This is a genomic window from Aerosakkonema sp. BLCC-F183 (assembly GCF_041929145.1).
In the GTDB taxonomy this organism is placed as follows: Bacteria; Cyanobacteriota; Cyanobacteriia; order Cyanobacteriales; family Aerosakkonemataceae; genus Aerosakkonema.
This window is the reverse complement of record NZ_JBHFNU010000099.1, coordinates 34871-49056: the sequence shown is the minus strand read 5'-3', so window position 1 is coordinate 49056 and position 14186 is coordinate 34871. Positions and strand designations below refer to the sequence as shown.

General features: G+C 43.7%; 7 protein-coding genes. 2 read left to right on the top strand and 5 right to left on the bottom strand.

The window, feature by feature from the left end; all coding sequences use genetic code 11:
* Positions 1-112 precede the first annotated feature (112 nt).
* Positions 113-3853, bottom strand: a complete 3741-nt coding sequence (locus ACE1CD_RS29055) for a PAS domain S-box protein (RefSeq protein ID WP_374827011.1) — start codon at positions 3851-3853, stop codon at positions 113-115.
* An 822-nt stretch (positions 3854-4675) separates the two neighbouring features.
* On the opposite strand from ACE1CD_RS29055, the gene ACE1CD_RS29050 reads away from it, so the two are divergent.
* The gene (locus ACE1CD_RS29050; protein WP_374827010.1) at positions 4676-5092 is read left to right on the top strand and encodes a DUF4278 domain-containing protein; all 417 of its coding nucleotides are present in this window, start codon (positions 4676-4678) and stop codon (positions 5090-5092) included.
* Here ACE1CD_RS29050 and ACE1CD_RS29045 read toward each other — a convergent pair.
* The 4 genes from ACE1CD_RS29045 to ACE1CD_RS29030 all read right to left on the bottom strand — a co-directional run bounded on the left by ACE1CD_RS29045 (position 5072) and on the right by ACE1CD_RS29030 (position 11745).
* Positions 5072-5209: a hypothetical protein gene (locus tag ACE1CD_RS29045; protein WP_374827009.1), complete on the bottom strand. Its 138-nt coding sequence runs from the start codon at positions 5207-5209 to the stop codon at positions 5072-5074. The two genes, ACE1CD_RS29050 and ACE1CD_RS29045, sit on opposite strands and share 21 nt — an antisense overlap.
* 100 nt (positions 5210-5309) lie before the next feature.
* The gene (gcvP, locus tag ACE1CD_RS29040) at positions 5310-8159 is read right to left on the bottom strand and encodes an aminomethyl-transferring glycine dehydrogenase (RefSeq protein ID WP_374827012.1); all 2850 of its coding nucleotides are present in this window, start codon (positions 8157-8159) and stop codon (positions 5310-5312) included.
* A gap of 226 nt (positions 8160-8385) precedes the next feature.
* Positions 8386-8775 carry a glycine cleavage system protein GcvH gene (gene gcvH / locus ACE1CD_RS29035; protein WP_374797827.1) on the bottom strand — a complete coding sequence of 130 codons (390 nt, stop codon included), beginning with the start codon at positions 8773-8775 and terminating at the stop codon, positions 8386-8388.
* Between the two features lie 183 nt (positions 8776-8958).
* A complete protein-coding gene (locus tag ACE1CD_RS29030) occupies positions 8959-11745 on the bottom strand; it encodes a filamentous hemagglutinin N-terminal domain-containing protein (protein ID WP_374827008.1) in 2787 nt (928 codons plus the stop codon).
* Positions 11746-12249: 504 nt separating this feature from the next.
* On the opposite strand from ACE1CD_RS29030, the gene ACE1CD_RS29025 reads away from it, so the two are divergent.
* Positions 12250-14046 (top strand): iron uptake porin, encoded by a 1797-nt coding sequence (locus ACE1CD_RS29025; RefSeq protein ID WP_374827007.1) that lies wholly within the window; start codon positions 12250-12252, stop codon positions 14044-14046.
* Positions 14047-14186: the final 140 nt, after the last annotated feature.

Below are 14186 nucleotides of genomic sequence, written 5' to 3'. Positions count from 1 at the left end.
GTGGTACAACTTTAAGCTTCTACCAAACAGTCGTACCTGTGTCATTAGTACACTTGTACGACTGTTTTTTATCTTTTTACTTTTATTTATAGGAGTTTAGACTAACCGCGCTTTAGGGCGCGGTTAGTCTAAACTCCAGTTGTTGAAGCCAATGTTGAATTTGCTGACGATCGTCAGGATGAACCATTTGTAAAAAGGCTGCTTGAGTGGGTGCAGCGCCGTTGGGATCTAAGCCAAAAATGCGGAAGGTTTCATCAGACCAAATTCTTTCTTTCGTTCTTAAATCAAGTTGCCAACTGCCCAGATGGGCGATGCGTTGGGCTTCGGCGAGATTAGTTTGACTTTGGCGCAGTTTTTCTTCTGCTTGCTTGCGTGCTGTGATATCCATTACTGTACCGAAGTAGCCCTTAACCGCACCTGTTTCATCCCGCACTGCGATCGCTTGTCCAGAAACCCAGACTTCTACTCCGGTTTGTTTACGAAAGCGATATTCTAGGTTGAAAAGTCGTTTTTCTGCGGTTGCTTGCACCCACTCGGCAAAAATCTGCTCTCGGTCATCCGGGTGTAGTGCTTGCACCCAACCTTCTCCCAACGCTTCTGAGAGGGAAAGTCCGGTCATTTCCGTCCAGCGTGGATTCACATAGACGCATTTTCCCTCAGCATCGGTCTGAAAAATACCCACTGGGGCATGAGAAACGAGGACGCGGTAGCGTTCTTCACTTTCTTTGAGGGCGAGTTCCGCTTCTTTGCGATCGCGCAGCGCCGCTTGCTGTTCGCTAATATCGCGCACAATTTTAGAAGCACCCACAATGCGACCCGTTCGATCTCGAATCGGAGAAACCGTTAAAGCTACATTGATTAAGGAACCATCCCGACGCTGCCTGATTGTTTCATAAGTCGGTACGGATTGACCTTGGCGAATTTTATCTAAAATATTTTCAGCTTCAAAGCGCAAGTTTACAGGGATAATTTGGGAAATCTGAGAACCAATAATTTCTGACGCGGTGTAACCAAACAGTTTTTCTGCGGCAGCATTCCAACTGGTGACGATCCCATCAAGCGTTTTACTAATAATGGCATCTTCAGATGAATTGACGAGTGCAGCTAATTGTGAAAGTGCGACTTCATCTCGTTTACGTTGGGTTACATCTCGCAAAATTGTCGTAAAAATTGTTTCACCATCGAGAGTGAGTTTAGAAATAGAGGCTTCTGCGGGAAATTCCTCACCATTTTTTCGCCTTCCCCAAATTTCTCCTCGCTCTCCCATCCGCCTAGCGCTACCTTTATAATCAGCAAAAGAAGCAACATAGTTATCATGGGCTGTAGCAAATCGTTCCGGTAACAGTCGAGCTAAGGGTTGCCCGATCATCTCCTGTGCAGTGTAGCCAAAGGTTTTTTCTGCTCCTTGATTAAAGATAATAATCCGTTGTTGGGAATCAACGGAAATAATCGCATCCTTGGCAATATCGAGAATACCGAAAAACCGAGCTTGAGCAACTTTGAGGGCATTTTCTGTGCGTTGGCGATCGCTGATATCCAGAATAATAGCTAGAAAAACTTGTTTGCCCAGATATTCACTTAGTTGTAAATGTACCTCTACTGGGTATTGACTTCCATTGGCGCGAATGTGAACGGTTTGAAAAGTAATTTTATCTTGTTGTTTACTAACTAGGGGATGAATAATTTCTTGAAACTGCTCTAGTGTTATTGCTTTAACATCGACCGGAGTTTTTTGCCGCATTTCTTCCCGACTATAACCTAAGTTATTCAGCGCTCCTTGATTGACATAATCAAATTTCAATGTTTCTGCATCAAAAACATAAATTTCATTAAAACTAGAATCTAATAAATAGGATAAGCGAGTGTATTTAGCTTGAATTTGTTTATATTCGGTTATATCTTCAACAATATAAGAAAAACGGGGACGACCGCTTTCGGCAATACCAATGTAGCTAACAATTGCCAGCAACCAATAACTTTTTTCTAGAGTGATGTGTTGGTATTCAAACCGGACAGGTTTTCCCAGTTTTCGACTTTGTTGATAATGGGTTATCCATTGTTGTAAAGCAGGTTCTGCAACACCTAGATCGCGGGCTTTTTTATTGGCTAAAGCTTCTGGCGTTGTGCCGAAAAAATTAGCTGTAAATTGATTATCAAAAAGGTGCAAAATATCATTATCTAAAAGTTCGACAACTCCCATCATCATGGGAGAAGAGTCATAAAAACTGCGTAAAATTTCCTGACGTTCTAGCACTTTTGCTTCAACAGAGGCACGTTCGATGAGTTCTTGCTGAAGTTGGTTGGTGCGAGATTGGACTTGAAGTTCTAATTCTACTTGAGTTTGTTGGGCTTGTTTTAATAAATTAGATTGTTGAATAGCGATGGCTAAATTTATGCACAATCGCTCTAAAAATAGAATTTCATCAGTTAGCCAAATTCGAGGTTCTGTGCAATGATGAACGGCGAGTAAACCCCATAATGTTCGATCGACTAAGATAGGGATAACTAAATTTGCCCGAACTTTAAAATTTTCGAGAAACTGAATATAACACGTGCTTAAATTGGCGTTATAAATATCAGCGATCGCTTTACTTTGCTGTTCTTGATAAGCAGTTAACCAACTTGGCTCAAAACATTCATCCCGCACAACTTCATGTAAAATAGACCATTGAGGCTGTTCTACAGATTCAACTACAACTTTTCCACTCCAATCTGTCTCAAAGCGGTAGATGATAACTCGATTAGTTTGCAGATGTTTACGAACTTCTTCTACTGTTGTTTGGAGTATGGTTTCTAAGTCTAAGGATGAGCGAATTTTCAAGGCAATATCGAAGAGTAATTTTTCGCGATCGGCTTGACTCACTAAAAGAGTTGCTTGCTTGTCTAGTTGTTGTTTTAATTCTTGATTGGCTCGCTCCAAAAGTTGAGCATTATCAGCTTTTAGAGTTTGTACTTGCAATTGTAGAGCATTAATAACTTGCTGAACTTCTGCCAGATTTATTGCTTGTAAAATCCTCGTTTGTGTCAAGATTCCCACCAGTTCTCCTTGCGGGTTAACAACTCCTAAATGGCGAATCCGCCGAGTCTGCATTTCTTGATGTGCTGACCCTAGAGAATCTTTTTGTTTTACTGTAAACAGAGGTGTAATTACTCTTTCCGCCCGCAGTTCATCCAGTCGCATTTGTAAAGCTGCCAACTGAACAAGATCTTGTTCGGTAATAATGCCCAAGGGATAAATGGCGTTGGTGCGAGTTTTTTTAACAATAACAATGCTGCTTACTTGTTGGCGAGTCATGCGTTGAGCAAGTTTGGCAATAGAGATTTTGGGACTGGCATAAATCACTTGCCGACTCATGATTTCTTCGACAAAACGCAGCTTCAACAGGTCAGCAGTTTGAAGTATATCTCCAATAGTGGCAGGGGTAACAATTGCGATCGGTTGGTATTGCTCATTCACAACAGGTAAATGCTGAAACTTTTGTTGGTGCATTACCTGAATTAATAATAATGGATTTTCCAGATCGGCGACTTTACAAGCGATCGGATGATGAGTCATCACTTGTGCAACTGTTAGTTTTTTTAATTGCCTCTTTTGTGCAATCATCCTCACAATGTCGCGTGCAGTTATAATGCCAATTAATCGCTCATTATCTTCGACAATTAATATACAACTGTTGCCACAGTAAATCGGAGTGTTTAAATTAGTCGAATTATCTGATGTAGTAAAGCGATGATTAATTTGACTGAGTTGGGCGAGCCCTTCTAGCAGCAGAGTTTTCCTGTCAACCTTAACAAACTGCTGCTCGGCATCAAAGATCGATCTCAAGGATGAAGGCTGGTAAATGCTAACCATAAACTCATAACTGAGCGATTTTATTATCTTATCACTATTTTTCATATCTTTGGAAACATTGACTATCTGATTAAAACATCTCCCCAATGACAAATTTTACCTGACATATTTCTGCTCCCTTTTTGTTGCCAGCAACCTATAACTGTAATTTCGATCTCCCAAAAATATTTAATTAAACAATGTATGGAGCAAGAATTTAAATTTTATTAATTTATATTAAGGCCAAAGATTACAAGGTCTTTATTGTTTTTCAAATAAAATTCAAACGCTGAAATTTAACACAGGGATTCTATAGGTTATTTCTCAACTGGTCTAACTCAAGTCGTTGAGCGACGCCAAAAAAACCTGACCTAACACCCAGAATAAGCCAAATTACTCAGTACTGCGTCTTCCGGGTTTATGCTGGAAAATGTTTGTATATGTTACAGAAAAGTGGGATGCTGGGTTAGCAATCAGCTTTCAGCAATCAGCAGAGAGCATTCGGCGTCGGAAAAGCTGATGGCTGAGGGCTTGTCATTATTGGTTGAAAGTAGGGGCGGGGTGACCCCGCCCCTACAGCAGATGTATTCTATCAAGTCGCTTTCCCGCTATGAGCGCGGGATTGACATCTACCAAGGTAGGGATTTGTCATCATCCTTTGACTTTTGGCCAATTTTCTAGAAAACGGTAACATAAGATACAGAAATTTACAAAACTTTTCCTAATTTGTGTCGGGGATCACACCAAATTGAGCTTACAGAGCGTTACTCTAATAAACAGTGATTCACAAAGGAGTCACATTATTTAACCCCGTTTGACATAACTCTTTAGGAGGCCGACTATATGCAACTCAGTTATCGCGGTGCCATCTACCAAAACGATCTACCTACCGTCGAAATGACTGAAGGCGAAATTGGCGGCAAATACCGGGGTCAAGCTTGGAACTACCGCTATGCCAGACATATTCCCGTACCGCAACCAACGCCTCAGTTAAAGTATCGCGGCGCTAGCTACTGTAAAGATCCTCGCGCCAACGCAGAAGCTTGCTTTGCCGCACCATCAGCAGAAGAAACTCCTGCTAGAGTTGTGCCAAGTTGTGGTAGAGGCCACAAAGTTATAGATGACTTGGAAGAAATTCACCTCGCTAATATTCGTCGCCGTCTAGAGTATCGCCTGGAAGTAGCGAAAAACCGGGGCGATCGCGATTTGCTACGGATGCTGGAAGCAGAATGTCATCAGCTAGTCGGAAATTGCGGCTAGTTTCTTAGATCGAATTAAATAAGTTTCCCCATAAAAGTGATGGGGTCTGAGGGATAAAAAGCGATCGCACAATTCGATCGCTTTTTTGTTGTTAGATCCCACATTCCGCACTGTCATATACACTCTTGCGAGTGGGGAATGTCGGTTAGATCGATATCGTGCTTTTTCTTAGCCCCCTCCCTCCCCGTAGACGGGGAGGGGGTTTGGGGGTGGGGTCTTACGAATACGCCTCCATCGGCAAACAAGCACAGACAAAATTGCGATCGCCAAACGCATTATCGATCCGTCCCACCACCGGCCAGAATTTATGTTCGCGAGTCCAAGGTGCGGGATAAGCAGCTTGAGTGCGAGAATAGGGATGATTCCATTCGTCAGCAATTAAAACTTCTGCCGTGTGCGGTGCATTTTTCAGCACATTATCGTGAGGGTCTGCCTTCCCGCTTTCGATTTCCGCAACTTCCTGGCGAATAGTAATCATCGCATCGCAAAAACGATCCAGTTCTTCCTTCGATTCGCTTTCCGTCGGTTCCACCATCACCGTACCCGCCACAGGCCATGATACAGTAGGGGCATGGAAACCGTAATCCATCAAACGTTTGGCGATATCCTCTACTTCGATACTGGCGGATTTTTTGAGCGATCGCAAATCCAAAATGCACTCGTGCGCCACAAAACCAGCTTCTCCCTTATACAAAACTGGATAGTAAGATTCCAAGCGACGCGCAATATAATTAGCATTGAGAATTGCCACCTTAGTTGCTTCCGTCAAACCATCGCCACCCATCATCGCAATATACATCCAAGAAATCACCAGGATGCTAGCGCTACCCCAAGGCGCAGCGGAAACAGCACCGATGTTTTCTTTACCCCCCAATTCCACAACCGAGTGACCGGGTAAGAAAGGTACTAAATGCTGGGCAACGCCGATCGGCCCCATTCCTGGCCCACCGCCACCGTGAGGAATGCAGAAAGTTTTGTGCAAATTCAAATGACAAACATCCGCGCCAATATCACCCGGACTGCACAATCCCACTTGGGCGTTCATATTCGCCCCATCCATATAAACTTGTCCGCCGTTGGCGTGAACGATTTCGCAGATTTCCTTAATTTCCGACTCAAAAACACCGTGAGTTGATGGATATGTCACCATCAAAGCAGCAAGTTCTTTGCTATATTTTTCGGCTTTATTTTTGAGGTCGTTTACATCAATATTTCCCTGTTTGTCGCAAACAACGGCAACTACTTTAAAACCGCACATTACCGCACTGGCCGGATTTGTTCCGTGGGCAGATTCGGGAATCAAACAAATATGGCGATGACTTTCGCCCCGACTTTCGTGATACTGACGAATTACCAGCAAACCTGCATATTCGCCTTGCGACCCTGCATTCGGTTGCAGAGAAATTCCGGCAAATCCAGTTATTTCCGCTAACCATTCTTCCAGTTGTTGGAACAAAACTTGATAACCTCGCGTTTGCGATGATGGTGCAAACGGATGAATGTTGCCAAATTCCGGCCAAGTTACCGGAATCATTTCTGCTGTTGCATTCAGCTTCATCGTACAAGAACCCAAGGGAATCATCGATGTAGTTAGCGATAAATCTTTGGATTCCAATCGATGCAAATAACGCAGAAGTTCTGTTTCAGAATGGTAACTATTAAAGACGGGATGAGTGAGATAGTTGCTAGTGCGGACAAGGGAAGTCTGAACTTTAAACTCAGAATGGTAAAAAGTTGAAAACGTAAAGGGCAGTTGTTGCGTACCTGCAAAAATCTGCCAGATGTCGATTATGTCTTCGACTGTAGTGGTTTCATCTAGGGAAATTCCTACAGTATGTTCATCCAATACACGCAAGTTAATGCGCCTGTTTTTTGCAGCTTCTAGAATTTCTTCTAATCCCCGTTCTCCCAATTCCACCCGTAGGGTATCAAAGAACTGTTTTGAACCAATTCCGTATCCTAATTCCTGCAACCCTTCTGCCAGAATTACGGCGAGCTTGTGAATATTTTCAGCAATTTTTTTAATTCCTGTCGGCCCGTGATAAACTGCATACATAGAAGCGATTACAGCCAGCAAAACTTGAGCGGTACAGATATTGCTTGTTGCTTTTTCCCGGCGGATATGCTGTTCGCGAGTTTGCAAAGCCAAACGCAATGCTGTTTTCCCTTGGGCATCTTTGGAAACGCCAACAATTCGTCCGGGAACTTGTCGTTTGTACTCTTCTTTTGTGGCGAAATAAGCTGCGTGGGGGCCACCAAATCCCAGCGGAACTCCAAAGCGTTGGGTGCTACCAACGGCGATATCTGCACCAAATTCTCCGGGTGGTTTTAGGAGAGTCAAACTCAAGATATCTGCGGCTACTGTTACTAATGCACCGGCTGCATGAGCTTTTTCTATAAAAGCACTATAATCGCAGACTGTGCCATCGCTGGCAGGGTATTGCAAAATTGCGCCAAAAATTGCTTGTTCAAATGGAAATGTTTGATGCTCTCCGATAATAATCTCAATGTCTAGGGGTTTGGCGCGGGTTTGCAAAACTTCAATTGTTTGCGGATGGCAATCTTGAGAAACAAAGAAAGCTTTTGCCTTATTTTTAGATAAACCATAACTCATGGTCATGGCTTCTGCGGCTGCTGTTGCTTCATCTAATAAAGAAGCGTTGGCTATTTCTAAGCCGGTCAAGTCAATTACCATTGTCTGGAAATTCAGCAGCGCTTCGAGTCGTCCTTGGGCGATTTCGGCTTGATAGGGGGTGTAGGCGGTGTACCAACCGGGATTTTCGAGGATATTGCGTTGAATGACGGGTGGGGTAATGCAATTGTAATAGCCCATACCGATGAGCGATCGAAACACCTGGTTTTTCGAGGCTATTTCTTTTAATTCAGCTAAGGCTGCGTACTCGCTGCGGGCTGCTGGTAATTGTAGCGCTTGTTTCAGCCGGATTGCTTGCGGTACGGCGCGATCGATCAGAGCATCTAGGGTCGGCAGTCCCAATAACTTGAGCATTTGCTCGATTTTAGCGGGAGTCGGCCCTATATGCCGCCACAGAAAAGAACTTGACTCTATTTTGTTTTCTGCTAATTGCTGCTGACTGCCAGATTGCGTATAAGTGGTATAAGTCACCACAATTTCCTCTCTAGAATTGACTCCTTATTACTTTGTAACAAGAATTCAAAAATTTAAGGATATAGGAAAGGTAGGAAAAGTAGGGTGAGCAATGTCTAGTAAAATCAGTGTTAACAAATCGCTTCCGCGATCGTGGGCATTGCCCACCCTACTTTACTTAAAATCCCTAATCGCCATCTACCAGTGCGCGATAGTCATCAGCAGTCATAGCATCGTCTACTTCACCTGGGTCATTGACGCGAACCTTAATTAACCAACCTTCCCCGTAGGGGTCATCCCCCAGAACTTCCGGGTCATCTAACAAGGGGTCGTTGCGTTCCACAACAGTACCCGTGACTGGGGAGTTTAACATTTCAACTGCTTTGACCGACTCAACATTTCCGAAAGGTTCTCCCTTTGTCACCGCTTCGCCGATATCTGGGAATTCCACAAATACTATATCGCCCAGTTCTTTGATGGCAAAGGCGGTGATACCGATCGTCGCAATCTCGCCATCCAGTCGCACATACTCGTGGCTGTCGAGGTACTTCAGGTCATCGGGATATTCTAGAGACATTTCACTTCCTCACTATGCAAGTAAAACATTCAGTTTTAGGTAGCTTCGCAAGCAGATTCAGTATTTGCACGCAGGCAAAAATTGGCAGATGCTGGTTATTAATACGGGTTTATCGATTTCTTTCTGCTCAAAGCTGACTCGAACAGCTTTTTAGTGTACTACTTTTCTCGGTTGCGATCGCTCTTACTCAAGTTCTATTACCGCACACGAAGGGGGATTTAGGGAAGGTGGCGTCACCGTGGGTGCAGCAGCAGTGAGGGTAACTTGGCCATCTGGGGCGATCGTCCATCCAGAAGCTTCCACAATTTGGGTCGTGGGTAATGGGTAGTGGGTAGTGAGTGAAGAATTTTCCCCAGTACCGAATACCGGCTTTTCTAACCAAAAAGTGTTACTGCTGAGGTAGTCGTAGGGATTTGTTGGCAGTCCGCCAGTCCCCACGATCGCAAATTGATTCCCCCGGCGGGAGGAACAGCTAGAGGCAATGCGATCGGAGGTATCGACAACTTGCACTGGCAACTCCAGCAAACCAGCACTGGGGTTGACATCCGGCGTGTTGATAGCTACAGTCCCTTGTAGTTGGGGTGCATCTTGTTGGGAAATGGCGGTGATATCGCTGGTAGGCAATTGGCTGGGATCGAGATTGTCAGAGTTTAATAGAGTTTGCAGTTCTGTGCGCGATCGCGCATTCGTTCCAAATATACCTTTTGCTGTAATCGTAATCCGACCTCCCCGACCTGACAAAGCATTGGCAGTAATATCGCTATTTTCTAAAGCGGCGAGAGTGTTTGTATTAATATCGATATTGCCACCATCTGCATTGCCAGCATTAGTACTAATTTGACTTTGCCGACGCAATTGCAAAGAGCCTGTTTGCAGGATAATATTTCCCCCAGCACCAGAAAGTGTAGAAGCATTGATCGCTCCTCCATTTGACAACCGAATTGCATCAGCAACTACCGTCAAAGTACCAGCTTTCCCAGAACCTAAACTGCTGACATTAATCAATCCCCCATCAGAGACAATTAATTCAGGTGTTACTAAAGTAACAGAGCCTCCATCGCCTGTGGCTTCTGGATTTCGTCTTGGATTTAGGTTGCCCCCAATACTGCCAGAGGAGGCTTCTACTATGCTGCGACGCTGACCTATTGCACCATCTATTTCTATGCTTCGATCGGCATTAATTGTTAAGTCTCCAGATCTCCCAGTATTCAAAGCTGCCGTCGAAATTACTCCCCCATCTTTGACAATTAACCGTCCGGTACTAATGCTGAGATTGCCACCAGATGCAGATGTATATGTTCCACTGTTCAAGAAACTGCTATTCTTCTGTATAGCATTAGCTAAAAGCCCAGAAATACCGCTCACTTCCACTTCTTGTGTTGCTCGCACCGTCAAAGAACCGCCACTTCCCGCATTTGACCGCCCAGGGATCGGACTGTCACTAAGAGAAGTTATTCCCGCGCCATCTCGGATAATCAGCCGTTGGGTGTCGATCGTAATATCTCCAGCATTTCCTGTAGCAAAAGTGTTACTGGCGATCGCAGTTTGCACAAAAATCCCATCTGGAGCTCTGAGTAATTCCACAGAGTCGGAAGCTTTTATGCTAATATTTCCTGCGTTCCCACTTCCGAAAGTTGTGGTAGTGATGTATGAAGCATCTCGAACAATCAGGTGCTGGGTATCGATCGCTATTTCCCCGCCGGCTCCCACGCTCCTCAACGCAATCGTATTTACTATACCAGAACCAACTAATTCGACAGAATTGGCGGCGCGGATATTGATATTACCCCCCTTGCCGCTACCAAATACAGAACTGTCGATCGCTGCTCCATTTTGAAGTAACAATGCTGGGGTTTCAATGGTGATGTTCCCCGCTGTACCTTCTCCTTGAGTTCCGGCAAAAAAGCCAGTTACTCGGTCAGTTGGGCGACGTGAGCCAGAGAAGCCACCGATGATAACAATCTGTTCAAATTTATGAAATCCCACGCCAGTTAGTTCTACTTTTTCAGTAGAGCTGACGTTAATATCTCCTCCTGTTCCCTCCCCCAGAGTTGTTGTGGAAAGGAATGAGTCATCTGTCAGACTTAACTGAGTCGCTTGGATATCGATACCGCCACTATCAATATTGCCCAAAGTTTCGTCAAGTAGGGTTGAACCTTCCTGTAAGGTGACTTTTCCACCTCGTATTTGAATACTGCCAACACCAATACCAGAAGCGTTAACTGTAGCACCTCCGGAAAGTTGGATATCTCCAAAGTTGTTTATATTTTCATATCCCAATGTTAAGTTTGGTGAGAGGAAAACAAAGCTATCTTTGACGCTGCCTAATTCAATTCGTCCTGAACTGGCAGTCAAAAAACCTCCTTCTAGTTGAATGTCGCCGCCAACTAAACTTAAACTTCTCTCAGGTTGCACTTGCAATCCCACTCTGGAACGATTTATAATTTGCCCTGGATTGGCTCCCAATTCTAAGCCTATTGGTATGCTGAGGGTGAGTAGCGGTGCAGCTTGGGGATTGGTGGCGCTAAATTCTATCCCGTCAGCGAAGCGATAACTTGAAGCAGTAGTTGCTAGGAATGAACCACCGATATTTAATTGGGCATTTTGGCCAAAAATAATGCCGTTCGGATTGAGCAAAAATAAGTTAGCAGCACCGTTGGCTTTAATTAAGCCGTCAATATTTGAAACATTGCCACCCGTCACGCGAGTAAAAATGTTTTGAATATCCAAAGCGTTGTTAAAGTAAGCCGTAGTGCCAGTTGGCACGGAAAATTCTTGGAAACTGTGGAATAGATTGCTACCCGTTGTGGTTCCGCCTTCTATTAAACTGGTACTACCTTGGGGGATGACGATCGAACTACTAGGCAATGTACGATCTGGAATAATTTGTGCTGTTGTAGGATAGCAAATCAATAAGCCAATCCAGGTAGTTCCTATGATAGGCCAAAATCGCAAAGGTAACAATGTCATCGGCAATTACCTATTTGGGTAGCTTTTTATGGCGATATCGCTGTTGATTACAGTCAGATTTCGGGCTTGCATCTTTGATTTTCGAGCTATTTTTTACCACATCTAAAGGAGCGTCGCTTCCAGGTTTCTTCTGAGGATTACAATTTGAGTAATTTTGTTTAATTTTGTTTCATAGGGAAATCGCGATCGCTGCTATTCAAAGGTATGCACAATTAAATTCTTTTGTCAAGGTATAGTACCGACAGGCAAAAACCTTCAGTAGACCTCTCCAGAAAAGAATCTCTCTCGGCAGGCAGGATGCCTACCCCACAAGAATTTTTGGAGATGTCTAGTGAAAATCAGCCCCATCCCAAACACGCTTACTCCTTTCCCGCTCAAAGCTTATCTATAAAAGACAATAATTGATGATTATCATAATTTTTTCTAAATCTATAGTTATTGCATCATAGTCAACCACGGTTTAGTATTACTACGATGGCTAGATTTTGTGTGTGAGGAATGCAGGTGAATTACTATCTACAAGGTATCAGAAAAATTTTTTTTCCTTTCCTAGCGCTTAGTGTTGTTCCACTCAACTCTCTTCCTGCTTTGGCTCAATTAGCTTCATCGGAAGCTCCACTCAGTCAAGTTACATCGGTTTCGCAACTATCAGATGTGAACCCGACCGATTGGGCATTTCAGGCACTACAGTCTTTGGTGGAACGCTATGGTTGCATTGAGGGCTATCCTGACAGAACTTTTCGCGGCAATCGTGCCCTTACCCGTTATGAATTTGCAGCGGGTTTAAATGCCTGTTTAAACAGGATAACTGAGTTGGTGGCAGCGACAAAACCAGATTCGATCGATAAAGAAGACTTAGCTACAATCGAAAAATTGCAGCAGGATTTTTCTGATGAACTAACAAAACTCCGAGGGCGAGTTGATGTCCTGGAAACTCGTACCGCTAAGTTAGAAAGACAACAATTCTCAACTACAACTAAGTTGAGTGGAGAAGCAATTTTTAGCGTAGCGAGTGCCTATTCTGCTTACCCAGGCGGAAATAATTCATTTATCAATAATACCAATGATGGGACGGGGGCAATACCCCAGGCAGGCAAAGATGCAAATATCGTTTTTAACAATCGCGTTCGACTCAACCTATTAACCAGTTTTTCGGGCAAAGATTTACTGATTACAGGACTTCAGGCTTACAATTTTGGTGGGGGACCAAGTGCGGCATTTCCTTCTTTTACAAGTGGTGGTAGCCTTGCTGGAACACTAGGTTATGGCGATGTAATTTTTGGAAATGCTAGTAATGTACGCTTATCTTACGAACCGCAATTCCCAACAGTTAATCCTTCCACTCTTGAAACTACTGGTGGCAACAACAGCGTCAATCTTTATAAATTGCTCTACATTTTTCCTGTGGCAAACAAGTTAACACTATTTGCAGGAACTAATGCAGAAGTAACTGATGCTTTCCCCTCTATTCTGCCTTTTGCGGGAGAAGGACAAGGATCTATTTCTCGCTTCAGCAATCTTCCAGCAGCGCAACGGGTATCTGGAGGTACTTCACAAACTGGATTAGCATCAGCCGCAGGATTTATCTGGAATATTTCCAACAAATTAGACTTGCGAGGATTATATGGCTCGGTGCAAGCAAATCTTCCCACTAATGAAGGATTTCCCGGTACTCCTCTAGGAGCGGGTCTTTTTAATGGCAGTTACGTGGCGGCAACTCAACTAACAGTTAAACCATCCAAAAATCTCGATATTGGTTTGAATTACGCTCATAGTTATCACCAAATCAATATTTTGGGAACGGGACTGAGTTCGTCTGATATTGGCTCGATTTTGTTTGCACCCAATGCAAATGAATTAGCGCGGGCAAATGGGTCAGGTTTGGTAGCAATTGCTAATCAAGGAATTCAACTTGATACTTTCGGTAGTTCTGTTGCGTTTAAGTTGAATCCATCTGTTACTCTCGCTGGTTCATTTACCTACATTTTTAGTAATCTCACTGATGTTGATGCCTCGACTAATTTTATGAGTTGGTTAGTTGGGGTTCATTTCAAGGATTTATTTACCAAGGGAGGAACGGCGGGGATTATTTTTGGTAGTCCTCTCTCTCGCGATTCAGCTGGCGGCAGAGCATATAATCCTGAAACGGCTACCCCTTATCAGGTGGAGGGATATGTCAATTTTAAAGTCTCGGATCGTATTAGTATCACTCCCGGTTTGTTTGTGATTTTTAATCCCGAAGGCTTTAAGACTAACCCAACAACTTATGTGCCTGTTGTTCGGACTACCTTTAGTTTCTAGAAAGATTTGTTTTCAGCAAATCCTTCGATGAGCTTCAAAAACCGGGTTGATCGCAAATGTCTAAACTTCAAAAACTAGATTTTTTGTTGAGAAACTCGGTTATTCTATATCTTTATTAAATAAATTGGCTGTGGCGGATT

What these genes read in the sequence shown, in the direction of transcription:
- ACE1CD_RS29055 (WP_374827011.1), bottom strand. Translation starts at nt 3,853, where the DNA reads ATGGTTAGCATTTACCAGCCTTCATCCTTGAGATCGATCTTTGATGCC.
- ACE1CD_RS29050 (WP_374827010.1), top strand. Translation starts at nt 4,676, where the DNA reads ATGCAACTCAGTTATCGCGGTGCCATCTACCAAAACGATCTACCTACC.
- ACE1CD_RS29045 (WP_374827009.1), bottom strand. Translation starts at nt 5,209, where the DNA reads ATGACAGTGCGGAATGTGGGATCTAACAACAAAAAAGCGATCGAATTG.
- gcvH (WP_374797827.1), bottom strand. Translation starts at nt 8,775, where the DNA reads ATGTCTCTAGAATATCCCGATGACCTGAAGTACCTCGACAGCCACGAG.
- ACE1CD_RS29030 (WP_374827008.1), bottom strand. Translation starts at nt 11,745, where the DNA reads ATGACATTGTTACCTTTGCGATTTTGGCCTATCATAGGAACTACCTGG.